The organism is Oxalobacteraceae sp. CFBP 8761 (assembly GCA_014841595.1).
Taxonomy (GTDB): domain Bacteria; phylum Pseudomonadota; class Gammaproteobacteria; order Burkholderiales; family Burkholderiaceae_D; genus Telluria.
Map to the genome: position 1 here is coordinate 168157 of JACYUE010000002.1, position 26065 is coordinate 194221.

The 26065-nt window shown below is 64.0% G+C and carries 27 protein-coding genes; 16 read left to right on the forward strand and 11 right to left on the reverse strand.

The window, feature by feature from the left end:
• The first annotated feature begins 67 nt into the window (after positions 1-67).
• A complete protein-coding gene (locus IFU00_13170; protein MBD8543229.1) occupies positions 68-2239 on the forward strand; it encodes a TonB-dependent receptor in 2172 nt (723 codons plus the stop codon).
• A gap of 40 nt (positions 2240-2279) precedes the next feature.
• Here the strand turns inward: IFU00_13170 and IFU00_13175 are convergent, their stop codons facing one another.
• Positions 2280-3416 (reverse strand): PilT/PilU family type 4a pilus ATPase, encoded by a 1137-nt coding sequence (locus IFU00_13175; protein ID MBD8543230.1) that lies wholly within the window; start codon positions 3414-3416, stop codon positions 2280-2282.
• A gap of 9 nt (positions 3417-3425) precedes the next feature.
• Complete coding sequence (locus IFU00_13180; protein ID MBD8543231.1) at positions 3426-4469, reverse strand: type IV pilus twitching motility protein PilT; 1044 nt, start codon at positions 4467-4469, stop codon at positions 3426-3428.
• A gap of 54 nt (positions 4470-4523) precedes the next feature.
• On the opposite strand from IFU00_13180, the gene IFU00_13185 reads away from it, so the two are divergent.
• The gene (locus IFU00_13185) at positions 4524-5225 is read left to right on the forward strand and encodes a YggS family pyridoxal phosphate-dependent enzyme (protein ID MBD8543232.1); all 702 of its coding nucleotides are present in this window, start codon (positions 4524-4526) and stop codon (positions 5223-5225) included.
• Positions 5226-5235: 10 nt separating this feature from the next.
• A complete protein-coding gene (locus IFU00_13190; GenBank protein ID MBD8543233.1) occupies positions 5236-6048 on the forward strand; it encodes a pyrroline-5-carboxylate reductase in 813 nt (270 codons plus the stop codon).
• Positions 6049-6111: 63 nt separating this feature from the next.
• Here the strand turns inward: IFU00_13190 and IFU00_13195 are convergent, their stop codons facing one another.
• From IFU00_13195 to ubiA, 4 genes are all read right to left on the reverse strand, one after another.
• Positions 6112-6414, reverse strand: coding sequence for a hypothetical protein (locus IFU00_13195; GenBank protein ID MBD8543234.1), 303 nt, complete (start codon positions 6412-6414; stop codon positions 6112-6114).
• Positions 6398-6781 carry a phage holin family protein gene (locus IFU00_13200; GenBank protein MBD8543235.1) on the reverse strand — a complete coding sequence of 128 codons (384 nt, stop codon included), beginning with the start codon at positions 6779-6781 and terminating at the stop codon, positions 6398-6400. The genes IFU00_13195 and IFU00_13200 overlap by 17 nt, the downstream gene beginning before the upstream one ends.
• Before the next feature lies 1 nt (position 6782).
• Positions 6783-7103: a DUF883 domain-containing protein gene (locus tag IFU00_13205; GenBank protein MBD8543236.1), complete on the reverse strand. Its 321-nt coding sequence runs from the start codon at positions 7101-7103 to the stop codon at positions 6783-6785.
• Positions 7104-7169: 66 nt separating this feature from the next.
• Entirely contained in the window at positions 7170-8024 is an 855-nt protein-coding gene (ubiA, locus tag IFU00_13210) for a 4-hydroxybenzoate octaprenyltransferase (GenBank protein MBD8543237.1), read from the reverse strand.
• Between the two features lie 304 nt (positions 8025-8328).
• Here ubiA and IFU00_13215 point away from each other — a divergent pair, with 304 nt between their 5' ends.
• Both IFU00_13215 and IFU00_13220 read left to right on the forward strand, forming a co-directional pair.
• Positions 8329-9831, forward strand: a complete 1503-nt coding sequence (locus IFU00_13215) for a DUF839 domain-containing protein (GenBank protein MBD8543238.1) — start codon at positions 8329-8331, stop codon at positions 9829-9831.
• A gap of 31 nt (positions 9832-9862) precedes the next feature.
• Positions 9863-10435 (forward strand): PEP-CTERM sorting domain-containing protein, encoded by a 573-nt coding sequence (locus IFU00_13220; protein MBD8543239.1) that lies wholly within the window; start codon positions 9863-9865, stop codon positions 10433-10435.
• A gap of 53 nt (positions 10436-10488) precedes the next feature.
• On the opposite strand, the gene IFU00_13225 is transcribed toward IFU00_13220, so the two are convergent.
• On the reverse strand, positions 10489-11334 hold the full coding sequence (locus IFU00_13225) for a rhomboid family intramembrane serine protease (GenBank protein ID MBD8543240.1): 846 nt from the start codon (positions 11332-11334) through the stop codon (positions 10489-10491).
• A gap of 366 nt (positions 11335-11700) precedes the next feature.
• On the opposite strand from IFU00_13225, the gene IFU00_13230 reads away from it, so the two are divergent.
• Positions 11701-13407 (forward strand): mechanosensitive ion channel family protein, encoded by a 1707-nt coding sequence (locus tag IFU00_13230; protein ID MBD8543241.1) that lies wholly within the window; start codon positions 11701-11703, stop codon positions 13405-13407.
• Here the strand turns inward: IFU00_13230 and IFU00_13235 are convergent.
• Complete coding sequence (locus IFU00_13235; GenBank protein MBD8543242.1) at positions 13385-14332, reverse strand: LysR family transcriptional regulator; 948 nt, start codon at positions 14330-14332, stop codon at positions 13385-13387. The two genes, IFU00_13230 and IFU00_13235, sit on opposite strands and share 23 nt — an antisense overlap.
• A 146-nt stretch (positions 14333-14478) precedes the next feature.
• On the opposite strand from IFU00_13235, the gene IFU00_13240 reads away from it, so the two are divergent.
• From IFU00_13240 to IFU00_13255, 4 genes are read left to right on the forward strand one after another with little or no spacing between them, the layout of a single operon-like run.
• Positions 14479-15669, forward strand: a complete 1191-nt coding sequence (locus tag IFU00_13240; GenBank protein MBD8543243.1) for a PilT/PilU family type 4a pilus ATPase — start codon at positions 14479-14481, stop codon at positions 15667-15669.
• A gap of 11 nt (positions 15670-15680) precedes the next feature.
• Complete coding sequence (gene rfaE2 / locus IFU00_13245) at positions 15681-16154, forward strand: D-glycero-beta-D-manno-heptose 1-phosphate adenylyltransferase (protein MBD8543244.1); 474 nt, start codon at positions 15681-15683, stop codon at positions 16152-16154.
• 5 nt (positions 16155-16159) lie between these two features.
• The gene (locus IFU00_13250) at positions 16160-17338 is read left to right on the forward strand and encodes an aminotransferase class V-fold PLP-dependent enzyme (protein MBD8543245.1); all 1179 of its coding nucleotides are present in this window, start codon (positions 16160-16162) and stop codon (positions 17336-17338) included.
• An 8-nt stretch (positions 17339-17346) separates the two neighbouring features.
• Positions 17347-18516 carry a lipase gene (locus IFU00_13255; GenBank protein MBD8543246.1) on the forward strand — a complete coding sequence of 390 codons (1170 nt, stop codon included), beginning with the start codon at positions 17347-17349 and terminating at the stop codon, positions 18514-18516.
• Positions 18517-18662: 146 nt separating this feature from the next.
• On the opposite strand, the gene trmL is transcribed toward IFU00_13255, so the two are convergent.
• Positions 18663-19133 (reverse strand): tRNA (uridine(34)/cytosine(34)/5-carboxymethylaminomethyluridine(34)-2'-O)-methyltransferase TrmL, encoded by a 471-nt coding sequence (trmL, locus tag IFU00_13260; GenBank protein MBD8543247.1) that lies wholly within the window; start codon positions 19131-19133, stop codon positions 18663-18665.
• A gap of 24 nt (positions 19134-19157) precedes the next feature.
• The gene (locus tag IFU00_13265) at positions 19158-19898 is read right to left on the reverse strand and encodes a ComF family protein (protein MBD8543248.1); all 741 of its coding nucleotides are present in this window, start codon (positions 19896-19898) and stop codon (positions 19158-19160) included.
• A 60-nt stretch (positions 19899-19958) separates the two neighbouring features.
• Here IFU00_13265 and IFU00_13270 point away from each other — a divergent pair, with 60 nt between their 5' ends.
• From IFU00_13270 to IFU00_13295, 6 genes are all read left to right on the forward strand, one after another.
• Positions 19959-20873: a methyltransferase domain-containing protein gene (locus IFU00_13270; GenBank protein ID MBD8543249.1), complete on the forward strand. Its 915-nt coding sequence runs from the start codon at positions 19959-19961 to the stop codon at positions 20871-20873.
• Positions 20874-21170: 297 nt separating this feature from the next.
• The gene (coxB, locus tag IFU00_13275; GenBank protein ID MBD8543250.1) at positions 21171-22364 is read left to right on the forward strand and encodes a cytochrome c oxidase subunit II; all 1194 of its coding nucleotides are present in this window, start codon (positions 21171-21173) and stop codon (positions 22362-22364) included.
• Between the two features lie 39 nt (positions 22365-22403).
• On the forward strand, positions 22404-24011 hold the full coding sequence (gene ctaD / locus IFU00_13280; protein MBD8543251.1) for a cytochrome c oxidase subunit I: 1608 nt from the start codon (positions 22404-22406) through the stop codon (positions 24009-24011).
• A 119-nt stretch (positions 24012-24130) separates the two neighbouring features.
• A complete protein-coding gene (locus IFU00_13285) occupies positions 24131-24712 on the forward strand; it encodes a cytochrome c oxidase assembly protein (protein ID MBD8543252.1) in 582 nt (193 codons plus the stop codon).
• Positions 24699-24908 carry a DUF2970 domain-containing protein gene (locus tag IFU00_13290; protein ID MBD8543253.1) on the forward strand — a complete coding sequence of 70 codons (210 nt, stop codon included), beginning with the start codon at positions 24699-24701 and terminating at the stop codon, positions 24906-24908. The genes IFU00_13285 and IFU00_13290 overlap by 14 nt, the downstream gene beginning before the upstream one ends.
• Before the next feature lie 48 nt (positions 24909-24956).
• Entirely contained in the window at positions 24957-25832 is an 876-nt protein-coding gene (locus IFU00_13295; protein ID MBD8543254.1) for a cytochrome c oxidase subunit 3, read from the forward strand.
• Positions 25833-25847: 15 nt separating this feature from the next.
• Here the strand turns inward: IFU00_13295 and IFU00_13300 are convergent, their stop codons facing one another.
• A complete protein-coding gene (locus tag IFU00_13300; protein MBD8543255.1) occupies positions 25848-26048 on the reverse strand; it encodes a twin transmembrane helix small protein in 201 nt (66 codons plus the stop codon).
• Between the last annotated feature and the right edge of the window lie 17 nt (positions 26049-26065).

Consider the following 26065-nt stretch of genomic DNA (forward strand, 5'->3'; position numbering starts at 1 on the left):
TGCTGTTCTACGTAGCAGGGGCATGACAGAATACGGCACCTTTGAATCTGCCATGACTGCCCCCTAGATGCTTCGCCCCACGCTTGTCGCGCTTTCCCTGTCTGCCTTGCCGGTTTACGCTCAGAACACCGCGGCACCGGCACTTTCCACGGACACTGTCCAGAAGGTCGAAGTCAAGGCCGACGCCAACGGCTATGATCCGCGCCGCGACGATACCGCCAGCAAGATCGTCGTGTCGACCGAAGAAATCCGGCGCTACGGCGACACCTCGGTGCTCGACGTGTTCAAGCGCCTGCCGGGGATCACGGTCAGCGGCGGCGCCGGGCGTGGCGGTGGCGAGATCCGCATGCGGGGCCTGGGCAGCGGCTACACGCAGATCCTGCTGAATGGCGAGCGCGCACCGGCCGGCTTCGATATCGATCAGCTCTCGCCCGATTCGATCGAGCGCATTGAAATCCTGCGCGCCGCCAGCGCCGAGTTCTCGACCCAGTCGATCGCCGGCACCATCAACATCGTCCTCAAGCGCGCGGTGAAAAAGGCGCAGCGCGAACTGCGCGTCGGGTATGGCAAAAGCGGGGAGGTGAGCAATCCTTCGGCCAGCCTCACCATGTCGGACCGCGTCGGCAAGATGTCGTATTCGCTCGCCGCGAGCGCCTGGCGCTACGGGTTCGATCGCCCGTCGCCATTTGAGGAGTCGCAAATCGATGCGGCCGGGCGCCCCATCTTCGTGCGGCGCAGCGAACAGACCGATCGTGGCAGCCCGCAAGGCATCAACCTCACACTACGGCTGAACTGGAGCCTGGAAAACGGGGATACGGTCAGCTGGCAATCGCTCGTCGCGCACCAGCGCAACAATTACCAGGGTAGCACCTCGACCGAGACCATTCTTGGCCTGCGCCCCCTGTACGACGAGCGCGACGTGCGCAGCAAGGGCACCAACACGACGCTGCGTTCGGACCTGACCTGGATGCATAATCTGGAAGAAGGCGCCAAGTTCGAGCTGAAACTGGGCGTGAACGGGTCGCGCAGCCGCGGCAACTGGCATGAAGACGACTTTCGCACGCTGGACAGTGTTGATCGTCTGGCGCGCGACTCCACCGTGCTCAGTGCCACTGACGAAGTTGGCGTCACCGCGGTGGGCAAGTATTCGCGGCCATGGAAAAAGGACCACGCGCTGTCGATGGGCTGGGACGCCGGCCATACCTTGCGCGACGATGCACGCGGCGAGGTGGAACTGTTCCCGCTCGCGGGCAGCACGCTGCGCCGCGATGAAGATTACGACGCCACCCTCAAGCGCCTGGCGCTGTTCGTGCAGGACGAGTGGAACGTCACCAAGCAATGGTCGATGTACGCGGGCCTGCGCTGGGAAGGGCTGGAGACGCGCAGCAGCGGCAACACGTTCGACACCAGCACCAATCGCGCCAGCGTCTGGAGCCCGCTCGCCCAGACGCTCTACAAGCTGCCCGACAGCCGCGACCAGGTGCGCCTGGCGCTGACGCGCACGTTCAAGGCGCCGGCGGCCAGCAGCCTGATCCCGCGACGCTTCACGACCCCGAACAACAGCCAGACAGACCCTGACTATCGCGGCAATCCCGATCTGAAGCCCGAACTGGCGACCGGCATCGACGCATCGTACGAACATTACTGGGCCGAGAAGGCGCTGCTGAGCGCCAGCCTGTCGGTACGGCGCATCAGCGACTACACGCGCCAGGGCCTGCTTTTTGAAGACGGCCGCTGGATCCAGACGCCGGTCAACGATGGCGACGCGCTCACGCGCAGCCTGGAGCTGGAGGCGAAGTTTCCGCTGTCAGCCGTACTGCAGGACGTGCCGGACATCGACCTGCGCGCGAGCCTGGCGCGCAACTGGTCGCGCGTCGATACGGTGCCGGGGCCGGACAACCGGCTCGACCAGCAGGTGCCCGTGTCGGGCACGCTGGGTGTGGACTACAAGACGCCCGGCGGCAAGCTCACGACAGGCGCAAGCTTCGCCTTCAAGAACGGCGGCAACGTGCGCGTAAACGTGGAGCAGTCACGCTACCAGAGCGTGCGGCGTGAGCTCGACGTGTATGCGCTGTGGAAGCTCAATCCGACCTACCAGCTACGGCTGGCGGCAACCAATTTGCTGGCACAGGATACGGTGTCCGAGTCACGCTATGTGGATGACAACGGCGTGCAGCGCAGGACGACGTTTTCGGATGGGCAGGCGGTGGCGCGTGTGACGCTGGAGTCGCGGTTTTAAAAGCCGGCGGTGGGCCGATGCGGCCCATCACACCAACTCATCACACCAACCCCAACGCCTCCGTCCCGCTCGAAAAATCACGGTTCTTCGCATGCTTGCTATTGAGCTTGATGTTCAACCGCAGGTCATTGACCGAGTCCGCATTGCGCAGCGCATCTTCGTAAGTGATCTTGTCGGCCTCGTACAGGTCGAACAGCGCCTGGTCGAACGTCTGCATCCCCAGCTCGCGCGACTTCTTCATGATTTCCTTGATCTCATGGACTTCGCCCTTGAAGATCAGGTCCGAAATCAAGGGTGAATTCAGCAGGATCTCGATCGCCACCACGCGCCCCTTCGATTCCTTCTTCGGAATCAGGCGCTGCGACACCAGGCCTTTCAGGTTCAGCGACAAATCCATCAGCAGTTGCTGGCGCCGCTCTTCGGGGAAGAAGTTGATGATCCGGTCCAGCGCCTGGTTGGCGCTGTTGGCGTGCAGCGTGGCCAGGCACAGGTGGCCCGTTTCGGCGAACGCGATGGCATGTTCCATTGTCTCGCGGTCGCGGATCTCGCCGATCTGGATCACGTCCGGTGCCTGGCGCAGCGAGTTTTTCAGGGCCGCTTCAAAGCTGTCGGTGTCGACGCCCACTTCGCGCTGCGTGATCACGCAGTTCCGGTGCGGGTGGACGAATTCAACGGGATCTTCGACCGTGATGATGTGGCCGTAGCTGTTCTCGTTACGGTAGCCGACCATCGCCGCCAGCGTCGTCGATTTGCCCGACCCCGTCGCGCCGACCATGATCACCAGCCCGCGCTTGGTCATCACGACGTCCTTGAGCGTGTCGGGCAGGCTCAGTTCCTCGAACTTCGGGATCGCCGTGGTGATCACGCGCAGCACCATGCCCACGCAGCCCATCTGCATGAAGGCCGAGACACGGAAGCGACCCAGGTCGCCCGGCGTGATCGCGAAATTGGCTTCGCGCGTGAGCTCGAAGCCGGCCCCCTGCTTGTCGTTCATGATGGCGCGCGCCAGGTCGCCCGTGTGGCCGCTGGTGAGCGGCTGGCTCGAGACGGGCGTCATGCGCCCGTCGATCTTGATCGCCGGCGGAAAGCCCGCCGTGATGAACAGGTCCGAGCCGCCCTTCGTCACCATCAGGCGCAGCAGGTCGAACATGAATTTGGTAGCCTGGTCGCGTTCCATCAATGGTCCTTAACCGAGGAAGTTTTCGGGGATCTTGGCGGCGCTGCGCGCGACCACCGACGAGATCATGTTGCGGCGTACGAGGTCGGTCAGGTTCTGGTCGAGCGTCTGCATGCCCACGTTGCTGCCGGTCTGGATCGCCGAGTACATCTGGGCGATCTTCGCTTCGCGGATCAGGTTACGGATGGCCGGTGTGCCGATCATGATTTCGTGCGCGGCCACGCGGCCCGAGCCGTCCTTGGTCTTGAGCAGCGTTTGCGAAATCACGGCCTGCAGCGATTCCGACAGCATCGCGCGCACCATCTCTTTTTCTTCGGCCGGGAACACGTCGACGATACGGTCGATCGTCTTGGCTGCGGACGACGTGTGCAGCGTGCCGAACACGAGGTGGCCCGTCTCGGCGGCCGACAGCGCCAGGCGGATCGTTTCCAGGTCGCGCAACTCGCCGACCAGGATCGCGTCCGGATCTTCGCGCAGCGCCGAGCGCAGCGCGTTGCTGAACGAGAGCGTGTGCGGGCCGACTTCGCGCTGGTTGATCAGGCATTTCTTGGAGTCGTGCACGAATTCGATCGGGTCTTCGATCGTCAGGATGTGGCCATATTCCTGCTCGTTGAGGTGATTCACCATCGCCGCCAGCGTGGTCGACTTGCCCGAGCCGGTCGGGCCCGTGACCAGCACCAGGCCGCGCGGTTTCAGCGCCAGTTCGCCGAAGATCTTCGGCGCGTTCAGGTCCTCGAGCGACAGTATCTTGGATGGAATCGTGCGCAGCACGGCGGCGGCGCCCCGTTCCTGATTGAACGCATTGACGCGAAAACGCGCCAGCCCCGGAATCGCGAACGAAAAGTCGCACTCGAGCACTTCTTCGTACTGCTTGCGCTGGCCGTCGTTCATGATGTCATAGATCATGCCGTGCACGTCCTTGTGCTCCAGCGGCGGCAGGTTAATCCGGCGCACGTCGCCATGGACCCGGATCATCGGCGGCAGGCCGGCCGACAGGTGCAGGTCCGAGGCCTTGTTCTTGACCGAGAAAGCGAGTAATTCCGATATGTCCATTTATAATCCCAGTGCCGCAAACGGCCTCAAAAATATTTCCTATAGAAAATCATTATGTCCATAATCGCCGGGAACTTGCAAGCTGTCGAAGCGACAATCACCGATGCTGTAAAGGCATCGGAACGCACCAGAAGCGACGTCCAGTTGCTGGCCGTATCGAAGACCTTCCCTGCGCAGACGGTATTGGATGCGATGGCCGCCGGCCAGCTGGCGTTCGGCGAAAACTATTTGCAGGAAGCGCTCGACAAGATCGCAAGCGTCGCGCAGGCGCAACCAGATGCGGCCGTCGAGTGGCATTTCATCGGCCCGATCCAGAGCAACAAGACGCGGCCCATCGCCGCCAGCTTCGCCTGGGTGCACACGGTCGACCGGCTCAAGATTGCGCAGCGCCTGTCGGAACAGCGGCCGCCCGAACTGGGTCCGTTGAATATCTGCCTGCAAGTGAACATCAGCGGTGAGGCCAGCAAGAGCGGCGCAACGCCAGAGGACTTGCCGGCGCTCGCGCGCGAGGTCGCGCAACTGCCGAACCTGCGCCTGCGCGGCCTGATGGCGATCCCTGAACCGACCACCGATGTCGCACAACAGCGCGCCGCCTTTGCCCGCGTGCGCGCCCTGTTCGACGCGCTGCGTGCCGACGGCCTGGAACTGGATACGCTGTCGATGGGCATGTCGGGCGACCTGGCGCCCGCAATCGCTGAAGGCGCGACGATCGTGCGCGTTGGCAGCGCCATCTTTGGCAAACGCGATTACACCTGACAGGATCACCATGAACATCGTCTTTATCGGCGGCGGCAATATGGCCGCAGCCCTGATTTCGGGGCTCGTGAAGGTCGCGGGCTCCGGCGCGCAGATCCACGTGGTGGACCGCAATCCCGAAGCACTGGAGCGCCTGGCGCGCGAGTATGGCGTGCGCACCGCGACGGACATCGACGAGGGTGTCCGGCACGCTGAAGTCGTGGTGCTGGCCGTGAAGCCGCAGCAGATGCGCGAAGTGGCCACGGCACTGGCGCCGCACCTGACGCGCCAGCTGGTGCTGTCGATCGCAGCGGGCATCCGCAGCAGCGACCTGGCACGCTGGCTCGGTGGCTACGACGCCATCGTGCGCACGATGCCGAACACGCCGGCGCTGATTGGCATGGGCGTGACGGGCCTGGCGGCGCAGCCGGCCGTGAGCGCAGCGCAGCGCGAACAGGCCGACGCCGTCATGCGCGCGGTCGGCAAGACCGTGTGGCTGGACGACGAAGCGCAGATCGATGCGGTGACGGCGGTGTCGGGCAGCGGGCCGGCCTACGTGTTTTACTTCCTCGAAGCGATGCAGGAAGCGGCGCGCGCGATGGGCTTGAGCCCGGAGCAGGGCAGGGAGCTGGCGCTGGCCACGTTCACGGGCGCCGCGCAACTGGCGGCGCAGTCTGCTGAACCGGTCGACGTGCTGCGCGCGCGCGTGACGTCAAAGGGCGGCACGACGCATGCGGCAATCGAGAGCATGGAAGCGGCAGGCGTGAAAGGCGCGATCGTCGCAGCGATGCAGGCCGCAGCAGCACGTGGCAAGGCGCTCGGGGACGAACTGGGCCAGGACTGAGCGCATGAAAAAAGGGGCGCCGCGAATGCGGACGCCCCTTTGTGTCATGCGGGAGTGCGGGGTTCAATGCACCTCGAACTTCCTCCACCCCAGCACCGGCAGCACCTTCTGCGCCAGCTTGTAGGCCGACAATGCTGCGGTGATCGCGCCGACCACCCAGGTCGGCCTGGTCAGCAGGATGCCGACCCCGACGCCGGCGGCGGTCAGGATGGCTTTCTTGTGCTGCACCACATAGCCCGTGGTGCCGCCCATCGCCGACGGCGTGCGCAGCAGCGTCACGTCGGCCGACATCTGGGCGCGCTGTTCGGCGCATTGTGCAGCCAGCAGACGGCGGCGCACCGCCAGTGGTTCAGATTTTGACGTCATCGATCGGCTCTCCTTTGACAGCTTGCGCATCCTTGCGCAGTTCGGCCAGCGTGGCCGCCATGATCGGCCCGCGGTTCGTCAGGTCACCACGGACCTTGAAGAACGCCAGCACGCTGCCCAGCGCGAACAGCAGCGTCATGCCGCCAACGGCGAGCAGGCGGTGCGTATCCCAGAACAGGACCAGCACGAACAGGATGAGCAGCAGCACCGCGACCACGCCGAAGAAGGCGGCAGCAACGCCCCAGGCGACGTAGCCGAACAGGCGGTGCGTTTCTTCCTGCAGTTCGAGCGTCGCCAGCTCCAGCCGCGTGCGCAGCATGGCAAGCAGCGTGGCCCCGATGCGCGAAATGGTCGCGGGGATCGTCATCTTATTTACGGACGATCAGCATGCCGATGACGACACCGATGGCGGCGCCCAGGCCAACCGATTTCCATGGGTTGTCCTTGACGTATTCGTCGGTGGCCTTGGCGGCGACCTTGGTGCGCTCGACCACGGTTTCTTCAGCGTTGATCAGACCGACCTTGGCCGAGGCCAGCGTCTGCTCGAACTTGGCCTTGGCCGACTTGAGTTCTTCGCCGGTCAGCTGGCTGCCGTTGCGCAGCCACGATTCCGCGTCGCCGATGACGCTTTTCAGGTCATTGACCAGCTGGTCACGGGTATTGGTCTGGGTCGGGATTTTTTCGATCATATTGGGCCTCTTGGTGTGGTGGTCGATCACGCTGCCGGAGCAGCGATGAATGTATTTCGGACAATATTAACCTAATGCATAATCTAGTGCGACACCAATGAACAGTGCGGCCCCCAGCCAGTTGTTATGGCGGAAGGCCTTGAAGCAGTTCATCCGGTCGCGATGGCGGATCAGCGTGTAGTGATACAGCGCGATCGCGCCCGCCACCGCCACCCCGGCCACGAACCACCAGCGCAGCCCAAGCGACCAGCCGCACAGCAAAAAGATGGCCAGCGACGCGCCGTAGCACAGCATGATGGCCGCCACGTCGAAGCGCCCGAACGTGATGGCCGACGTGCGCATGCCCAGCTTGATGTCGTCATCGCGGTCGACCATCGCATACGCGGTGTCGTAGGCCACCGCCCAGAACACGTTCGCCACCAGCAGCCACCAGGCCACGCCCGGCACCGCGCCCTGCACGGCGGCAAACGCCATCGGGATGCCGAAGCCGAACGCGATGCCCAGGTAAGCCTGCGGAATGGCGAAGAAGCGCTTGAAGTACGGGTAGGTGCCGGCAACCACCACGGCCACCACCGACAACTGCTTGGTCAGCGCGTTCAGAGGCAGGATCAACAGGAACGACGCGATCGCCAGCACGGCCGCGACCATCACCGCTTCCCAGCCCCGGATCTTGCCGCTCGTGAGCGGGCGGTCGACCGTGCGCTTGACGTGGCGGTCGAAGTCGCGGTCGGCGTAGTCGTTGATGGCGCAGCCGGCTGAGCGCATCAGCGCCGTGCCGATCACGAAGATCGCCAGCACGTCCAGGGCCGGCACGCCGCCGGAGGCCATCCACAGCGCCCACAGGGTGGGCCACAGCAGCAACAGGATGCCGATCGGCTTGTCGGCCCGGATCAGGCGAAAGTAGAGCGCCAGCTTGTTCATGTGTTCGCTTTTTTGTCGCAAAAAATATTGATCGGAAGACAGCAATTCTAGCCGGTTTGGGGACGCTGCGCGGCGCACCCTTGCCGCAGCAGGCCCCATGCGATGTGCATGACAGGCAGATGTCACGACCAACGGCGTAGGGAAAAAAATTGTCTTTTTGTTGTCATTAACTTGACATGATCGTTTGCTTTAATGCATCGGTCCGAGCCGGGGTGGTAAGGACAGGCGGGCCGCCGCTCAGGCGCTGCCAACATTCGAGATGCCGGTCCACCGGCTCGCACGTCCAATCAATGGAGAAGTACACATGAACAACCACGACACGTCGCCGTCGCGCCGCAACCTGCTCAAGGGCATCGCCGGCGCCAGCGCGCTGCCATTCGTCGGCGCCTTCGCCGCGTTGCACGCCCGTGAAGCGGCCGCCGCCAATGGCGTCACCGCGCTGGTCGACAGCCCGTACGGCCCGATCGCGCCGACCAATGACCTGAGCACCGGCCTGCCGCTGCTGCAACTGCCGCCCGGCTTCACGTACAAGAGCTATGGCTGGCGCGGCGACATCATGACCGACGGCCGGCCATGCCCGGCGGGCCACGACGGCATGGGCGTGATCGCCACGCGCAAGGTCGGCCGCAGCACCGAGCAGGTGTTGGTGCGCAATCATGAAATCACCAGCAGTGCAGCTGGCAATTTCATCAACGCCTACAGCTTCTACGACGGCGGCACGATCAACACGACCACGACCAACCGCTCGTGCGGCGGCACCACCAACCTGGTATTCCGCGATGGCGACTGGGTCAGCATGACGCCAAGTCTGGGCGGCACGCAGCAGAACTGCGCCGGCGGCGTCACGCCATGGGGCACCTGGCTCACCTGCGAAGAAGTCGGTTCCGACGCCATCACCGCCGGCGGCAAGAAGCACGGCTACGTGTTCGAAGTGACCGCCGATCCGCGCCAGACGACTGGCCAGCCGATCGTGAACATGGGCCGCTTCGCGCACGAAGCCGCCGCCGTCGATCCGACCAACTGCAATGTCTACCTGACCGAAGACTCGTCCGGCAAGTCGGGCTTCTACCGCTACGTACCCGACATCAAGACCGGCGCGGCCGGTTCACTGGCGCGCGGCGGCGTGCTCGAGATGGCGAAGGTCAAGGGCGTCAACAACGTCAACCTGGCCACTGCGTCGGTCGACCTGACGTACGAACTGGAATGGGTGTCGATCCCGAACCCGGACGCCAACCGCGGCAACAGCGTCGGCTTGAATGGCCAGGCGATCAGCAATGCCGCCGGTCCGTTCAACCAGGGCTGGGCCAAGGGTGCGCTGCGCATGAACCGCGGCGAAGGCATCTTCTACACCAAGGGCAAGCTGTACGTGATGGACACGTCGGGCGGCCCGGTCAACCGCGGCGCGATCTGGGAACTGGACCTGGCCAGCCAGACGCTCAAGTGCATCTATTCGAGCCCGAGCCCGCTGATCGGCAATATGGGCGACAACCTGGCCGTCAGCCCGCGCGATGGCCTGCTGATCTGCGAAGACTCGTCCAGCCCGATCACCGACACCTTCGGCTTCGGCCAGCGCCTGATGGGTCTGACGGGCGCCGGTGATGCGTACATCTTTGCCAAGAACAACGTGAACCTGACGGCGGCCCAGCTGACCGCCGCCGGCAAATTGACGACGCTGGCCGGCGATGGCCGCGGTAATGAATTTGCCGGCGCCTGCTTCGATCCGACCGGCCGCTACCTGTTCGTCAATATCCAGACGCCAGGCATCACCTTCGCGATCTCGGGTCCGTGGGCCAAGGGTCCGCTGTAATTCTCACCGCATTCATTCAAGGATATTCACCATGACCATCAACAAATTCATCATCGCCGGCCTGGCTGCACTGGCGTTCTCCACATCGAGCCACGCGGCGCTGCTGGTCAACTCGAACAGCGCGGCAGGCAATGTCGTGACCGATTACAGCGTCGCCGGCGCCGTGTCGTTCGACTTGGCGCTGGCCAATTTCACTGGCACCACGCTCAACTTCGTGCTGGAGGAAGCCGACCTGGCTGGACCGCTGAGCCTGAGCGCGATGGTAATCAACCTGAGCGGCATGTCGTTCCCGCAGTTTAACTTTGGCTTGCAGGGCATCCGTTTCGCTGCGCCGGGCACGGTGTCCGCATTCTCGCAAGCGCTCAGCGTCAACCACTCGTTCTACAACGCGGCGATCACGTTCGCCAATGGCGAACCGGCCGAGTTCCAGTTCGGGAACCCGACGCTGCTCGATGGCCGCAGCGACTGGCTGCTCGACACCAGCGGCATGCGCGCCGGCGACACGTTCTCGATCGTGGCCGAAGTGCCGGAACCGTCGACGATCGCGCTGATGCTGCCGTTGCTGCTGGGTGGCTTGATGGTGGCCCGTCGCCGTCAGGGCTGATCGGGCTGGTTACTGGCATAGCGTGGGCGGAATATCCGCCCACGCTGCCGGTATTACGGGCGTTGAGGATTCACGGCCCGCATCGCCTCGCGTTGCGCAGCAAGCACCTCCGATGCGCGCAGGATCTGCGCGATCCGGCTGACCTGGTCGGACGGCGGCTGCTTCACCAGCGTCACCAGCACGCCCAGGCCGACGGCGAACACAACCGCCGACTGCACTGCAGTACTGATCCGCAACACGCGCCCCGGCAGCATCAGCAGGGCGCCGATGGCAATCCCGGCGAGGGCACCACCGATGTGGGCCGCATTGTCGGTGCCGGTCATCAGAAAGCCCATGCCGATATTCAGCGCCACCACCTGGAAGATGACCTTCAATTCGATTTTGGCCGCCGTGCCGGCGCACAGTGCATGTACCAGCAGGGCGCCGGATGCGCCGAGCAGCGCGCCGGATGCGCCGATGCTGACCGTGGTCGCGAAATGCGGCGTGAAGCCCATGGCCGATGGCACCAGGTCGTAGCCCATATTGCGTACGGCCACGCTTGCATACCACCAGGCGCTGGCCAGCCCGCCGAACAGGCCGGACAACAGATAGATCAAGGTAAAGCGGGTACGGCCCCAGACCGCTTCGGACAATGGACCGATCTGCGACAGCATGAACATGTTCAGGCCAAGGTGCAGCGCGCCACCGTGCAGGAACATCGACGTGACAAGCCGCGTCCAGTCGCCGGTGAGGGTGTAGGGGCCGAGGTTGCCGCCCCAGGCAGTCAGGTCGGCCGGGCGGGGCGACATCCAGTCGACGCCGTTCATGCCCAGATACACCCAGGCGCCGATATTGAGCAGGATGAACCAGAAGGTGGGGGTGGTGAAAAGGCTCGGGCGCGTGCCCGGTGTTGTCTGCATGATTGTTACCGAAAATAAATTATCGGTGAAAATAGCACCTTTCAACGAAGCCGTCGATTCGATATGGCTCGTTCATTGCCAATCGCCTGCGACACCCTTGCGCTGCCAGCAATAGTGCGGGCATGACATCGGCAGGATGCTAGACTTTGGGTCCCGGACACCACTGTCCGGCCATCGAACCGATCGCATCGCACGTTCGGGCCAGCAAGTTGGCCCGGACACCGCGTGTCCGTCACTGCGCATCCGCAGACACGTCATGTCGCGGCGACAGCACCGTTGCTCCTGCCCGGCTGACGCCATTCAATATGCGCCATGCGCCATGCGATCAAACACGTGCAAGGAGTCGTTTTGAATAGAATATGTTCCATGAGATTACTGGTCTCGCTGTCCCTGGCATTATTGCTGGGGCTTACCCAACCGCCGGCGTTTGCCGCCGGCCAGGATGCCGAGGCGCCCGCCGCCGCCGAACCTGCCGTCCCCGATCCGCTCAAGCGCGAGACCCCGCGCTCCATGGTCTCCGGCCTGCTCGGCGCGCTTGGCCAATCCGACTACGATCGCACCGCGCTGTACTTCGACTTGCCACCAGCAACCAGCTCACGCCAGCGCACCAACGCGGTGGAACAGGCGCGCGCGTTCCATGCGGTGCTGGACGATGGCGGCACGCTCGATACCTTCATCACGCTCTCCAATGACCCCAACGGCAAGGTGAGCGACGACTTGCCGGTCGATCAGGAGCGCGTGGGCGAGATCGCCATCCAGGACAAGAAAATCCCGGTGCTGCTCACGAAAGGGCAGGACGGCGAGCATCAGGTATGGCGCGTCTCGCGCGAGACGCTGACCCAGATCACCGCGGCCACCAAGCGTGCGCCCGTGGTCACTGAGCCTGCGGCCGACCAGGTCGTCGTCGCCGGTGCGCCGCTGAAGGATTGGGCGTTGTTGCTGGGCCTTGGCGTGCTGGTGTTCGGCGGTCTGTGGATGCTGTCGGCGCTGATCGTGTTCTGCATGCGCAAGCTCGTGCCCGACCCGGAAGCCAATGGCCTGTACCGCTTCTTTGAGGCGGCTCTGCCGCCGGTGAGCCTGTTGATCGCCGTCGGCGTGTTCTACAACTGGGCCGAGCAGCTGCCGGTGTCGATCGTGGCGCGTCAGACCTTGCTGCGCTATACCGGCATCGTCTCCGTCATCGCGCTGGTGTGGTTCGGCCTGCGGCTGGTCGACGCGATCTCGGAACTGGCGATCGCCCGCATGCAGCGCAGCCAGCGGCGTCAGGTCATTTCGGTCATCACGCTGGCGCGCCGCGCCGCCAAGGTCATCCTGCTGGCGTTTTCGTGCATTGCGATCCTGAGCACCTTCGGCATCGACGTCACGACGGGGATTGCGGCCCTCGGTATCGGTGGTATCGCGCTGGCGCTGGGCGCCCAGAAGACGGTGGAAAACCTGGTCGGCAGCGTGACCGTGATTGCCGACCGCCCGATGCAGGTGGGCGACTTCATCAAGGTCGGCGACGTGGTGGGCACCGTGGAAGACGTCGGCATCCGCTCGACCCGCATCCGCACCAACGAGCGCACGGTGGTGACGATTCCGAACGGCGACCTGTCGGCGCGCCAGATCGAAAACTACGCCGCGCGCGACCGGTTCCTGTTCAATCCCGTGATCGCGATCGCTTATGGCAACTCGTCGGCCAAGCTGAAGGAAGCGATTTCCATCGTCCAGCAAGTTCTCGCTGAAGAAAAGAACATGGCGGAAGGGCACCGCGCGCGTCTGGGCAGCATCAGCGAGCGCGCCTTCAACATCGAGGTGTTTTCCCACATCGACGTGCACGAGTTCGACACGCAGGTGATCATTCGCGAAAAGCTGCTGCTGACGATCTTCGAGCGGCTGGAAGCGGCTGACATCAGCCTGGCGTTCCCGACCCAGACCATCGTGTTCTCGCCGTCACAGCTCGAGGCGGTCAGGGGCGGGCCTGCGGCCAACGGCGATGCGACCGATGCGGACGATACGAACGAGAAGGCCGACGCCGTCGCTATCGCGCCGCCAGCCGTGTGGACTGGCGCTACGCAGCCGCCTCGTACGTGATCATCTCCACGCCAGCGAGCTGACATTCACTCACCGCCTGCATCACCGCATCGATGGCAGCGCGGCGGGTGAAGCTCTTGCGCCAGGCGATCACGACGCGGCGCGACGGCGCCGGCCTGGTGAACGGCACATAGGCCAGCAAGCCGTTCGACTCGCTCAGGTCGGTCACCGACGCACGCGGCAGCACCGTCAGACCGATGCCGCTGGCAACCATGTGGCGGATCGTTTCCAGCGACGAACCTTCGAACGTGCGCTGCATGCCGGTGCCACCGCCCGGCGCCGAGAAGCGCGCCATTTCCGGACACACTTCCAGCACCTGATCGCGGAAGCAGTGGCCGGCACCGAGCAGCAGCATCGTTTCGCTTTTCAGGTCCTCGGCCGAAATTTCCTTGCGCTTGGCCCACGGGTGGTGTTTCGGCATGGCCACGATGAATGGCTCGTCGTACAGCGGCTGCACCGCCATGCCATGGTCGGGCAGCGGCAGCGCCATGATCGCGGCGTCGAGCTCGCCCTGGCGCAGCAATTCCAGCAGCTTGTGCGTGAAATTCTCTTGCAGGATCAGCGGCATCTGCGGGACCGTGTCGATCAGGTTTTTCACGAGTGGCGGCAGCAGGTACGGGCCGATCGTGTAGATCACGCCCAGGCGCAGCGGGCCAGCCAGCGGGTCCTTGTTCTGCTTGGCCAGTTCCTTGATGGCAGCGGTCTGTTCCAGCACGCGCTCGGCCTGCGCCACGATCTGGGCGCCCAGGGGCGTGACGGAGACTTCGGAACCGCCGCGCTCGAACAGCAGCACGCCCAGCTCGTCTTCCAGCTTCTTGATGGCGACCGACAGCGTGGGCTGGGCCACGAAACAGGCTTCGGCCGCGTGGCCGAAGTGCTTGGCGCGGGCGACGGCGACAATGTATTTCAACTCGGTCAGGGTCATGGTAGGCGTCTCGACTAGGCGCACTGCCGGCGCCTCGCGAGAGCGGGGCAGCACGGCGTGCGTCATGAAATAATGGTGTAGCGAGAATGATAGTCGATATAATCTCTTGATAGGCTCCGCCTATGCATCTTTTCTGAAAGGCCCGCATGTCCACCACGTTTGGCCCGGCGGAAGCCCAGGTCTATATCCATAAACTGCTCACGGTGATGCATCACCAGGGCGGTTCCGACCTTTTCATTTCGGCTGATTTCCCGCCGAGCATGAAATACCAGGGCGCCATGAAAGCCCTCAGCCAGCAGCGCCTGAGCGGCGAAGTCACGCGCGCGCTCGCGATCTCGCTGATGAACGAGCGCCAGCGCGCCGAGTTCGAGACCGAAATGGAGTGCAATTTCGCGATTTCACTGCCCAACGTCTGCCGCTTCCGCGTGAATGTCTACGTGCAGCAGCAAAGCGTCGGCATGGTGGTGCGCACCATCTCATCCGAGATCCCCAACTTTGAAAAGCTCGACCTGCCCGAAGTGCTCAAGGATGTCGTGATGACCAAGCGCGGCCTGGTGCTGGTCGTGGGCGGTACGGGCTCGGGCAAGTCGACGACGCTGGCGGCGATGATCGACTACCGCAACAACAATTCGGCCGGCCACATCATCACGGTGGAAGACCCGGTCGAATACGTCCACAAGAACAAGAACTGCCTGATCACGCACCGCGAAGTGGGCGTCGATACGCTGTCGTGGCACAACGCGCTGAAGAACACGCTGCGCCAGGCGCCGGACGTGATCCTGATCGGCGAGATCCGCGACACCGAAACGATGGAGCACGCGATCGCGTTCGCCGAAACGGGCCACCTGTGCCTGGGCACGCTGCACGCGAACAATGCCAACCAGACGATGGACCGGATCATCAACTTCTTCCCCGAAGAGCGGCGCAACCAGCTCTTGATGGACCTGTCGTCGAACCTGCGCGCGATTGTCTCGCAGCGCCTGGTGCGTACCGAGGACGGCAAGGGCCGCAAGGCCGCCATCGAAATCCTGCTCAACACGCCGACGATTGCCGAGATGATCCTGAAAGGGAACTTCCAGAGCATCAAGGAGATCATGCACAAGTCGCGCGAGCTCGGCATGTGCACGTTCGACCAGGCCTTGTTCGAGCTGTATAACAAGGGCTTCATCAGCTACGACGAAGCGATCCGCAATGCTGACTCGGCCAACGGCCTGCGGCTGCAGGTCAAGCTGTCGGGCGAGCGCAAGGAGCCGGGGCTGCCTGCCGGCGCCGCGCGGCCATCCGAGTTGTCGATGGCACTCGACGAAGAGCCTGACGACGAACCGCCCAAACACTGAACTGAATACCCATGCCTTCATTTGAAAACAAGCTCTGCACGCGCGCCGACCTGGCTGCGCGGATCGCCGCACTGCCAAAGCCGGTGGTGCTGACCAACGGCGTGTTCGACATCCTGCACCGCGGCCACGTGACCTATCTGGCGCAGGCGCGCGAGCTGGGCGCCTCGCTCGTGGTGGCGGTCAACACGGATGCGTCCGTCAAGCGGCTGGGCAAGGGCGACGATCGCCCGCACAACACGCTGGCCGATCGCATGGCGGTACTGGCTTCGCTGGAATCGGTCAGCCTGGTGGTCGAGTTCGACGAACAGACGGCGCTCGAAGTGGTGCAGGAAGGCCGGCCCGACATCTATGCCAAGGGCGGCGACTACGTGATGGACCAGATTCCCGAAGGGCAGGCCGTGCTGGCCTATGGCGGGCGTGCGGTGGCGATCGACTTCGAGCATGACCGCTCGACCACCAAGCTGGTGGCGCGGATCCGGGGCTGACCGGCATGGCCAACGCATTTGCACTACCTGCGATGCCGGCACTGGCCGGCCTGTATCCGCCAGCGCCCGACGGCATTGTCAATCTCGAGCACGGTTACTTTGGCGCGATGGCGCAGCCGGTGCAGGCGGCGCTGGTCGAATCGGTCGACTATCTGAATCGTCATCTGAGCCCGTTCCTGCGCAGTGCGCAAGCTCTCGAGCATGGCGCGGTGCTGTGCGCGCGGCTTGCCAAACTGATCAATGCCGAACCGCATGAGATTCTGCTCACGCGCAGTGCGAGCGAATCGATGCAGGTGCTGATCGGGCAATACCACCGGCTGGCACCGGGCGACGGCGTCCTGTGGAGCAACCTCGATTATCCGGCGATGCGCTATGCGATGGCGTGGCTGGAAGGGCGGCGCGGCGTGGTGCCGACCGAACTGCACTTGAGCCTGCCGTTGTCCGGCGACGCGCTGCTGGAACAGTATGCGACGGCGATCCGCGATACGCCGGGCCTGAAACTGATTCTGCTCTCGCAGGTGTTTCCGGCCAATGGCCAATCGGTGCCGGTACGCGAGATCGCGGCACTGGCGCGGGCACGCGGCGTCGATGTGCTGGTCGACAGCGCCCATGCGCTGGGCCAGCTGCCCGTCGACGTGCAGGCCATGGGCATCGATTTCGCTGGCTTCAACCTGCACAAGTGGATCGGCGCGCCGCCGGGGCTGGGCTTTGCGTATATCCGGTCGTCGCGCCTGGACCGGATCGAGCCGCATTTCGGCGACCGCGATTATCCGGCGGACGATATCCGCGGACGCCTGCATGCTGGCATGCCGCCGATGAGCGCGATCATGGCTGCGCCGGTGGCGCTCGACGTGCATGCGCAGCTGGGTGGCTCACCCGCGAAAGGCGCGCGGCTCGCGTGGCTCAGGAATTACTGGGTGCAGCGCGTGGCGGACCTGCCGGGCATGCAGTTGATGAGCCCGCTGGTGGGCGACACGGCGCTGGCGGCGTTCACGATCGACGGCATGCGTGCGCTTGACGTGCAGGCGGCGCTGCTGGCGCGCTTCGGCGTGTTCACGGTGGAGCGCCATATTGGCGACGTCAGCCTGGTGCGTGCCACGGTGGCGCTGACGACCACGGTGGAAGAACTCGATCGCCTGGTCGAGGGCTTGACGGTGCTGACCCGCGAAGCGGCGGGTGCCTGATGCCGGGCATGTCGATATACACGCTGTCGCCGATTCCTGCAGACCTGATCCATGGCGCGGTCGAGCTCGAACGCACGGACGCCGGCCTGCTGCCGCAGCGGTTGCCGGCCTGGGCGCTCGAGCAGCACCCGGATGTGCAGCTGGCGCTGGCCGCAGCACAGCCATCCGGCGTGCGCCTGGCATTCCGGACCACGGCCCGTGTCGTCGAGGTGCTGGTGCTGCCGACCAAGCGCCGCTACGGCAAGATGGCGCCGCGGCCCGACGGTATCTTTGATCTGGTGGTCGATGGGAAGCTGCTTGTCCAGGCGAGCGCGCCGGGTGGCAAGCTCCTTGAGATCGACATGATCAGCGGGGCAACGCGGGTACATCCTGGCGAGCCGCACTGGCTGCGCTTTGCCGACCTGCCGGCGGGCGACAAGACCGTCGAACTTTGGCTGCCGCATGACGAGACGACCGAGCTGGTGAGCTTGCGCGCGGATGCGCCGGTGTCGGCCCTTTTGAAAGGCGGCCAGCGCCGCTGGTTGCATCACGGCAGTTCGATCAGCCAGGGCTCGAATGCGACCCATCCGACCGGCATCTGGCCTGCCGTGGCGGCCGGTCTGGCAGGCGTCGACCTGTTCAATCTGGGTTTCGGCGGCAATGCCTTACTGGATCCGTTCACGGCGCGCACGATCCGTGATCTGCCGGCCAACCTGATCAGCCTGAAGCTCGGCATCAATCTCGTCAACACCGACCTGATGCGCGTGCGCGCGTTCGGGCCGGCCGTGCACGGGTTTCTTGACACGATCCGCGAAGGGATGCACCGGAGCACGCCGCTCCTGGTGATATCGCCGACCTGGTGTCCGATCCACGAAACGACACCGGGGCCGACCATGTTCGATGGCAAGGCCATGGAGCAGGGCAGGCTGTTGTTCCGGGCGATGGGCAACGACGCCGAGCGGCGCCAGGGCAAGCTGACGCTGGGCGTGATCCGCGAGCAGTTGCAAAGAATCGTGGCGCAGCGGACGGGAACCGATGCGCACATCCATTACCTCGATGGCAGTGCGCTATATGGCGCCGCGGACAACGCGCACCTGCCGCTGCCCGATGCGCTGCACCCGGACGCCGCCACGCACCGGCTGATCGGCGAGCGCTTTCATGCGCAGGTGTTTGGGGCCACAAGCTGGGGTCAGGTCTGACATTCGGACACAAGCTCTACTGTAAGTATCTCTCTGTTATCGGTGCGGCTTCGGTTTTTAGGCCAGTGTTCCACATGCATCGCCCTCAGCAGTCGAGCCCGTGTCCGAATGTCAGACCTGACCCCGGCTTTTGAGTGGCGCCGGCTTTAAGCGCCGCCGGCGTAGCTGTTCTGGCGCCAGGCTTCGTAGACGACGACGGCTACCGTGTTCGACAGGTTCAGGCTGCGGTTATCGGGCCGCATCGGCAGGCGGATGCGTTGGGCGGGTGGGAAGGTTTCGCGCAAGGCGGGGGGCAGGCCGCGCGATTCCGGGCCGAATACGAACACGTCGCCCGGCTGGAAGTGGGCGTCGGCGAAGGGCGCCGAGCCGTGCGTGGTCAGTGCGAACATGCGCGCCGGGTCGGGCCGGGTGTCCGCCAGGAACGCGGCCCAGTCCTTGTGCACTTTCATCGTGGCGTAGTCGTGGTAATCGAGGCCGGCGCGGCGCATCTTGGCGTCGTCCAGCGGAAAGCCGAGCGGCTCGATCAGGTGCAGTTGCACGCCGGTATTGGCGCACAGGCGGATCACATTGCCGGTATTCGGCGGGATTTCTGGTTCGACCAGGACGACGTGGAACAACGTGCTTCTCCTTGATGATGAGGCTTATCCATGCGGCGGGGTGCGCGCGAAGACGATGTTCGTCACGCGCGCGGCGCCCGCCTGTTTCAATACGGCGGCAATTTCTGCCAGTGTGTGGCCGCTGGACATGACATCATCGACCACGCCCACATGCCGGTCACGTACGTCGAACGTGCTGGCCACGCCAAACGCGCCCCTCACGTTCCTGCGCCGCTCGCCTGGCCCGGCGCCCGATTGTGGCGCTGTCTCGCGCAGCCGGTGCAGCAGTTGCGGGACGACCGGCACGCCCAGCGCACGGGCCAGCGGGCGCGCGACTTCGAGCGCCTGGTTGTAGCCGCGCTCGATCAGGCGGGCCGGGCCCAGCGGCACCGGACACAGTACATCGGGCAAGACCGGCGCCGGATGCATGATGGACGAAATCGCCCCATGCAGCACGCGCGCCATCCACGGCGCCAGCGCCAGTTGCCCGCCAAACTTCAGTTGCAGCACCAGGCTATCGAGCGGCGCCGCGTAATCGCAGGCAGCCCAGGTCGTGTCGAAGGACGGCGCCTGCGCGAGGCATGCGCCGCAATGCCGTGTGCTGTCCAGCGCGCCGGCCGGGTTCGCGCAGCAAGAACAGCGCGGCGTCGGCACCACATACGCCTGCTCGCAATCGGCGCACACCGCCGCCCGCGCGTGCCCGCCACACAGTGCGCAGCACGAGGGCAAGAGCGCGTCCAGCAGCGCGTGCACGAGGCGCATCGGCAGCGGGCGAAGGTCCGGCATCGGCTCGGCGTCCCACAAACGGTTAAACTGCCCACATTATCTCATCACGCATCCGATCCCATGGCATCTCCTCAATCCCCGTCCAAGCTGAGCGCGCCCATTGACTTGTCGCGTGTGCGCAACCTGTTCGCGCGGCCCGAGCGCATTGCGTCGTCGGATTTCCTGCGCCGCGAAATCGCTGCGCGCATGCACGAGCGCCTGGCCCTGGTGAAGATCATCCCCAAGCAGGTGCTCGACGCCGGCTGCGGCCCCGGGGGCGACCTGGCTCTGCTGCAGAAAACGTATCCTTCGGCGCAGATCGTCGGCCTGGATGGCGCCGGCGCCATGGCGCGCGCAGCGAAAAAGCCGGGTGCCTCGGGTTCGCTCAATCAGTTATTGAGCCGGCTGATGCCGGCCAAGGCGGGCGTCGACATCCTGTGCGGTGACTACGGCAACCTGCCGCTCGGCCCGAACTCGGTCGATTTGTTGTGGTCGAACCTGGCACTGCACTGGCATCCGTTGCCCGACCGCGTGTTTGCCGAATGGCGCCGCGTGCTGCGCGTCGAGGGCTTGCTGATGTTTTCCAGCTTCGGTCCCGACACGTTCACCGAACTGCGCACGGCATTTGCGGCGCTGGATGCTTATCCGCACACGTTGCCATTTGTCGACATGCACGATTTCGGCGATCAGCTGGTCGAGGCGGGTTTTTCGACACCGGTCATGGACATGGAGCGCATCACGGTCACCTACGACACGCCGCAGGCGCTGCTGCGCGATGTGCGTGCACTGGGCGGCAATCCGCTCGAATCGCGCCGGCGCGGGCTGATCGGCCGCGCGGCCTGGCAGCGGATGCTCGCTGCGCTCGAGGCGCAGCGTCTCCCCGATGGCAAGCTGGGCCTGACCTTCGAAGTGATCTACGGCCATGCGTTTCGCCCGGCGCCGCGCCAGACGACAGCCGGCGAATCAATCGTCCGCTTCCAGCCGCGCAAACCATAATGTCGTCGCCGTGCATGGCCAAATTGACCAGCCCCCGATATTCCTTGAATAAAAATTAGTGCTTTAGATATAATCAATTGCTATTTTTCACGTCTAGCCGATAGAATCGCTTGAAAAAGCGGCATCGGTAAACGCGAGACAGCGTCAAAACAGAAACAGAAAAAGAATTGCAGCAGCCGCAGAGATGCCCCGGCACGGCATCGGTGTTCTGCGGCCAGCACGGAGCGGCGTCGTTCGTTCGTGGAATGGCTGACCGTTTAAAAATAATTCTTATTTTTTGGGTGGTTGGGGACATACATGACATATGCAACGCGACTTCGGGCCGTGCTGTACGGCTGTGCCGTACTCGGCGCCGCCGCTGGTTCTGCGCCGGCTTGGGCGCAGCAACTGACGGGCCGGCCTCAGGAGCACCAGCTCAATATGCAGGCCCCGGTCACCGCCGTCGGCGCCGACATCTACGGCTTGCACACCTGGATGATGATCGTCTGCCTGGTGATCTTCGTCGCCGTGTTCGGCGTCATGTTCTACTCGGTGTTCAAGCACCGCAAATCCCTGGGCCACAAGCCGGCCACCTTCCACGAATCCACCGCCGTCGAAATCGCCTGGACGATCGTGCCGTTCCTGATCGTCATCGGGATGGCGCTGCCGGCCACCAAGACCGTCGTCGCGCTGAAAGACACGTCCAATGCCGATCTGACCATCAAGGCCACCGGCATGCAGTGGAAATGGGGTTACGACTACCTGAAAGGCGAGGGCGAGGGCATTTCGTTCCTGTCGAACCTGTCCACGCCGCGTTCGCAGATCGGCGAGCCCGGCGTGGCGCCGACCGAAGCGCGCACGGCCAACTACCTGCTCGAAGTCGATAACGAGATGGTGGTCCCGGTCAACAAGAAGATCCGCATGGTGTTCACGGCCAACGACGTGATCCACGCATGGACGGTCCCCGCCTTTGCCATCAAGCAGGATGCGATTCCCGGCTTCGTGCGCGATGGCTGGTTCAAGGCCGAACAGATCGGCGTATACCGCGGCAACTGCGTCGAGCTGTGCGGCAAGGACCATGCGTTCATGCCAATCGTCGTGCGCGTCGTGTCCGATGCTGACTACACGGCCTGGGTCGCCGGCAAGAAAAAAGAGATGGCCGCACTGGCCGACGACCCGACCAAGGTCTGGACCATCGACGAACTGAAAACCCGTGGCGAAGCCGTCTACACCGCCAACTGCGTGGCCTGCCACCAGGTCAATGGCAAGGGCATCCCGGCGGCGTTCGCGGCGCTGGACGGCTCGCCGAATGTGCTGGGCAGCAAGGCGCACCAGATCGACATCCTGCTGCACGGCCAGAAGAGCGGCAAGTTCCCGACCGCGATGCCTGCCTGGCCGCAATTGTCCGACACCGAGATCGCCGCCGTGATCACCTATACCCGCAATTCCTGGTCGAACAAGGCTGCGGAAAATATCGTCCAGCCGGCCGAAGTCCTGGCCGCCCGCAAATAATGTCCGCCACCAACGCACGTAACGAGCAGGGGTAACGCCATGAGCACCACGACGATCGACCACGCACCAGGTCACGGCAATGAGCACGCACACGACGAACACCACGACCATCCACACGGCTGGCGTCGCTGGGTGTATGCCACCAACCACAAGGACATCGGTAGCCTGTACCTGTGGTTCTCGTTCATCATGCTGCTCTCGGGCGGCGTGCTGGCGCTGATGATCCGGGCCGAGCTGTTCCAGCCGGGCCTGCAGTTCGTGCGCCCTGAATTCTTCAACCAGCTCACCACGATGCACGGGCTGATCATGGTGTTCGGTGCGATCATGCCGGCCTTCGTCGGCTTTGCCAACTGGATGCTGCCGCTGCAGGTCGGCGCATCCGACATGGCGTTTGCGCGCATGAACAACTTCTCGTTCTGGCTGCTGCCCCCGGCCGCGATCCTGCTGGCGACGTCGTTCCTGGTGCCGGGCGGCGCCACCGCCGCCGGCTGGACGCTGTACGCGCCGCTGTCGACGCAGATGGGCCTGGGGATGGACATGGCGATCTTCGCGATGCACATCATGGGCGCCTCGTCGATCATGGGCTCGATCAACATCATCGTCACCATCCTCAACATGCGCGCGCCCGGCATGACGCTGATGAAGATGCCGATGTTCTGCTGGACCTGGCTGATCACCGCCTACCTGCTCATCGCCGTGATGCCGGTGCTGGCCGGCGCGATCACGATGACGCTGACCGACCGCCACTTCGGCACCTCGTTCTTCAATGCCGCCGGCGGTGGCGATCCGGTGATGTACCAGCACATCTTCTGGTTCTTCGGCCACCCCGAGGTCTACATCATGATCCTGCCGGCGTTCGGCATCGTCTCGCAGATCATTCCGGCATTTGCCCGCAAACCGTTGTTTGGCTACGCGTCGATGGTCTACGCGACGGCCTCGATTGCGATCCTGTCGTTCGTCGTCTGGGCGCACCACATGTTCACGACCGGCATGCCGGTGACGTCGCAGCTGTTCTTCATGTACGCAACGATGCTCATTGCCGTGCCCACCGGCGTCAAGATCTTCAACTGGGTCGCCACGATGTGGAAGGGCTCGATGACGTTCGAGACGCCGATGCTGTTCGCAGTCGGCTTCATTTTCGTGTTCACGATCGGCGGCTTCACGGGCCTGATCCTGGCCGTCACGCCAATCGACATCCAGGTGCACGACACCTATTACGTCGTTGCCCACTTCCACTACGTGCTGGTAGCCGGCTCGCTGTTCGCGCTGTTCGCGGGCTTCTATTACTGGGCGCCAAAGTGGACCGGGCACATGTACCCGGAGGCGCGCGGCAAGATGCACTTCTGGCTCTCGCTGATCACGTTCAACGTCACGTTCTTCCCGATGCACTTCCTGGGCCTGGCCGGCATGCCGCGCCGCTATGCCGATTACGCGGTGCAGTTCACAGACTTCAACATGATCGTCTCGATCGGCGCGTTCGGCTTCGGCTTCAGCCAGGTGTACTTCCTGTTTGCAGTCGTGCTGCCGACGATCCGCGGCGGCGCCAAGGCGCCCGCCAAACCGTGGGAAGGCGCCGAAGGCCTGGAGTGGACCGTACCGAGCCCGGCGCCGTTCCACACGTTCGAGACGCCGCCGCTGGTGAAGTAAGGACAATCCGATGACCGCGCCACGCAAACCCAATAACCTGAGAACCGCGCTGTGGCTGGCCGGCCTGGCGCTGTTCTTCTTCATCAGCGTGTTCGTCAAGTTCACGCTCCTGAGCTGATATGGCCACCGGCGTCAAATTGCTGCGCCTGAACCGCCGCACCTTCGGCAAGCTGGTGGTGGTGGCCGTGGCGATGTTCGGCTTCGGCTATGCGCTGGTGCCCGTGTACCGGCAGATTTGCGAAGTGCTGGGCATCAACGTGCTCACGCAACAGGATGGGTTTGTCGCGGCGCCGACCAATAGCCAGGTCGACAAGTCGCGCACGATCACGATCGAGCTTGACGGTAATTCGCAGGGCCCGTGGCGCTTCCGGCCCACCACGCGCAGCATCGACGTGCATCCGGGCGAACTGGCCACCGTCATGTACGAGGTCGTCAACACGCAGGGCAGGGCGGTGAAAGCGCAGGCGATTCCCAGTTACGCGCCGCAGTCGGCCACGCCGCACTTCATGAAGGTCGAGTGCTTCTGCTTCCGCGAGCAGACGCTGGCCCCGAACGAAGCGCGCCAGATGCCGGTGGTGTTCTTCATCGATCCCAAGTTGCCGCGCGAAGTGAAGAACATCACGCTGTCGTACACGTTCTTTGAAATTGGCGGGGCATTCAAGGCCGCTGCCGCGCCGAAAGAGGGCGATGCAAACGGATAAGCCCCATCAGCGCAAGGGGAGTTTTCTGGCCAGCATGAAGGCCGTGCTGTGGTCGTTCTTCGGGGTGCGCAAGCGCGCCGATTACGAGAACGATGCGGCCAGCCTGAACCCGGTCCACGTGATCGTCGCCGGCCTGATCGGGGTGGCGATCTTCATCGGCCTGATCATGCTGGCGGTAAGTTTCGCGGTGGCCTAGTTTCTCAGTTTGACGCAACAATCAACAGCATCGCCCGAGGAGATAAAGATGAGTTCGTCACAACCAGCATCGCCAACGACCGCCGCGCCTTATTACTTCGTTCCCGGCCCCTCGCGCTGGCCGCTGCTGGCCGGCCTGTCGATGCTGGTGACGATGGCCGGCGCGTCCGGCTGGGTCAACGGGCTGCCGTTCGCGATGCCCGTGTGCCTGACGGGCATCGTCGCGATGCTCGTCGTGCTGTACTTCTGGTTCGGCGAAGCGATCGGTGAATCCGAATCGGGGTTGTACGGCAAGCGCATCGATTTGTCGTTCCGCTGGTCGATGAGCTGGTTCATTTTCTCGGAAGTGATGTTCTTTGGGGCGTTTTTTGGCGCGCTGTTCTATGCACGCGTAATTTCGATGCCGTGGCTGGGCGACCTCGATCACCAGATCCTGTGGCCCGATTTTTCGGCGCACTGGGGCAATACCGGACCGGCCCGCATCGTCGAAGGCTTCCGCACGATGGGGCCGTTCCCGATCCCGACGATCAACACGGCGCTGCTGCTGACGTCGGGCGTGACGCTGACCATTTCGCACCACGCACTGCGCGCCGGCCATCGCGCCAAGACGGCGTTCTGGCTGGCCGCGACCATTTTGCTGGGCGCCGTGTTCATGGGCTTTCAGGTGTATGAATACATGCACGCCTACCAGGACCTGAACCTCAAGCTCACGTCGGGCATCTACGGTTCGACCTTCTTCATGCTGACCGGGTTCCACGGTTTTCACGTAACCATGGGCGCGATCATGCTGTCGGTGATCCTGTACCGCGTGCTGCGCGGGCACTTCACGGCCGAACACCACTTTGGCTTCGAAGGGGCCGCGTGGTACTGGCACTTCGTCGACGTGGTGTGGCTGGGCCTGTACGTCGTGGTGTACTGGCTGTAAGCAAGCACAGCCCGGTTAGCGCAAACCGGTCGGCGCAATCCATCCCATCTGGTGCGCCGCCAGCAGGCACAGAAACAGCACGATCGACAAGCCCACCCGCAGCGCCAGCGCATTGACGGTGCGGTTGGTGCGCCCCTTGTCGCGCATCATGAAGAACAGGGCCGACGCCAGGCTGGCCAGGATCAGAACGAAGGCGATGGCAACGAAGATTTTCATGATGGACCCGCGAAAGG

Excerpts from the sequence above, each read along its gene's own strand:
- IFU00_13240 (MBD8543243.1), top strand. The coding sequence starts at position 14,479 with ATGTCCACCACGTTTGGCCCGGCGGAAGCCCAGGTCTATATCCATAAA.
- IFU00_13255 (MBD8543246.1), top strand. The coding sequence starts at position 17,347 with ATGTCGATATACACGCTGTCGCCGATTCCTGCAGACCTGATCCATGGC.
- coxB (MBD8543250.1), top strand. The coding sequence starts at position 21,171 with ATGACATATGCAACGCGACTTCGGGCCGTGCTGTACGGCTGTGCCGTA.
- IFU00_13185 (MBD8543232.1), top strand. The coding sequence starts at position 4,524 with ATGTCCATAATCGCCGGGAACTTGCAAGCTGTCGAAGCGACAATCACC.
- IFU00_13215 (MBD8543238.1), top strand. The coding sequence starts at position 8,329 with ATGAACAACCACGACACGTCGCCGTCGCGCCGCAACCTGCTCAAGGGC.
- IFU00_13190 (MBD8543233.1), top strand. The coding sequence starts at position 5,236 with ATGAACATCGTCTTTATCGGCGGCGGCAATATGGCCGCAGCCCTGATT.
- IFU00_13295 (MBD8543254.1), top strand. The coding sequence starts at position 24,957 with ATGAGTTCGTCACAACCAGCATCGCCAACGACCGCCGCGCCTTATTAC.
- IFU00_13205 (MBD8543236.1), bottom strand. The coding sequence starts at position 7,103 with ATGATCGAAAAAATCCCGACCCAGACCAATACCCGTGACCAGCTGGTC.
- IFU00_13180 (MBD8543231.1), bottom strand. The coding sequence starts at position 4,469 with ATGGACATATCGGAATTACTCGCTTTCTCGGTCAAGAACAAGGCCTCG.
- IFU00_13225 (MBD8543240.1), bottom strand. The coding sequence starts at position 11,334 with ATGCAGACAACACCGGGCACGCGCCCGAGCCTTTTCACCACCCCCACC.
- IFU00_13265 (MBD8543248.1), bottom strand. The coding sequence starts at position 19,898 with ATGCCGGACCTTCGCCCGCTGCCGATGCGCCTCGTGCACGCGCTGCTG.
- IFU00_13235 (MBD8543242.1), bottom strand. The coding sequence starts at position 14,332 with ATGACCCTGACCGAGTTGAAATACATTGTCGCCGTCGCCCGCGCCAAG.
- rfaE2 (MBD8543244.1), top strand. The coding sequence starts at position 15,681 with ATGCCTTCATTTGAAAACAAGCTCTGCACGCGCGCCGACCTGGCTGCG.
- IFU00_13290 (MBD8543253.1), top strand. The coding sequence starts at position 24,699 with ATGCAAACGGATAAGCCCCATCAGCGCAAGGGGAGTTTTCTGGCCAGC.
- ubiA (MBD8543237.1), bottom strand. The coding sequence starts at position 8,024 with ATGAACAAGCTGGCGCTCTACTTTCGCCTGATCCGGGCCGACAAGCCG.
- IFU00_13270 (MBD8543249.1), top strand. The coding sequence starts at position 19,959 with ATGGCATCTCCTCAATCCCCGTCCAAGCTGAGCGCGCCCATTGACTTG.
- IFU00_13250 (MBD8543245.1), top strand. The coding sequence starts at position 16,160 with ATGGCCAACGCATTTGCACTACCTGCGATGCCGGCACTGGCCGGCCTG.
- IFU00_13230 (MBD8543241.1), top strand. The coding sequence starts at position 11,701 with ATGAGATTACTGGTCTCGCTGTCCCTGGCATTATTGCTGGGGCTTACC.
- IFU00_13170 (MBD8543229.1), top strand. The coding sequence starts at position 68 with ATGCTTCGCCCCACGCTTGTCGCGCTTTCCCTGTCTGCCTTGCCGGTT.
- IFU00_13195 (MBD8543234.1), bottom strand. The coding sequence starts at position 6,414 with ATGACGTCAAAATCTGAACCACTGGCGGTGCGCCGCCGTCTGCTGGCT.
- IFU00_13200 (MBD8543235.1), bottom strand. The coding sequence starts at position 6,781 with ATGACGATCCCCGCGACCATTTCGCGCATCGGGGCCACGCTGCTTGCC.
- IFU00_13300 (MBD8543255.1), bottom strand. The coding sequence starts at position 26,048 with ATGAAAATCTTCGTTGCCATCGCCTTCGTTCTGATCCTGGCCAGCCTG.
- IFU00_13220 (MBD8543239.1), top strand. The coding sequence starts at position 9,863 with ATGACCATCAACAAATTCATCATCGCCGGCCTGGCTGCACTGGCGTTC.
- IFU00_13175 (MBD8543230.1), bottom strand. The coding sequence starts at position 3,416 with ATGGAACGCGACCAGGCTACCAAATTCATGTTCGACCTGCTGCGCCTG.
- ctaD (MBD8543251.1), top strand. The coding sequence starts at position 22,404 with ATGAGCACCACGACGATCGACCACGCACCAGGTCACGGCAATGAGCAC.
- IFU00_13285 (MBD8543252.1), top strand. The coding sequence starts at position 24,131 with ATGGCCACCGGCGTCAAATTGCTGCGCCTGAACCGCCGCACCTTCGGC.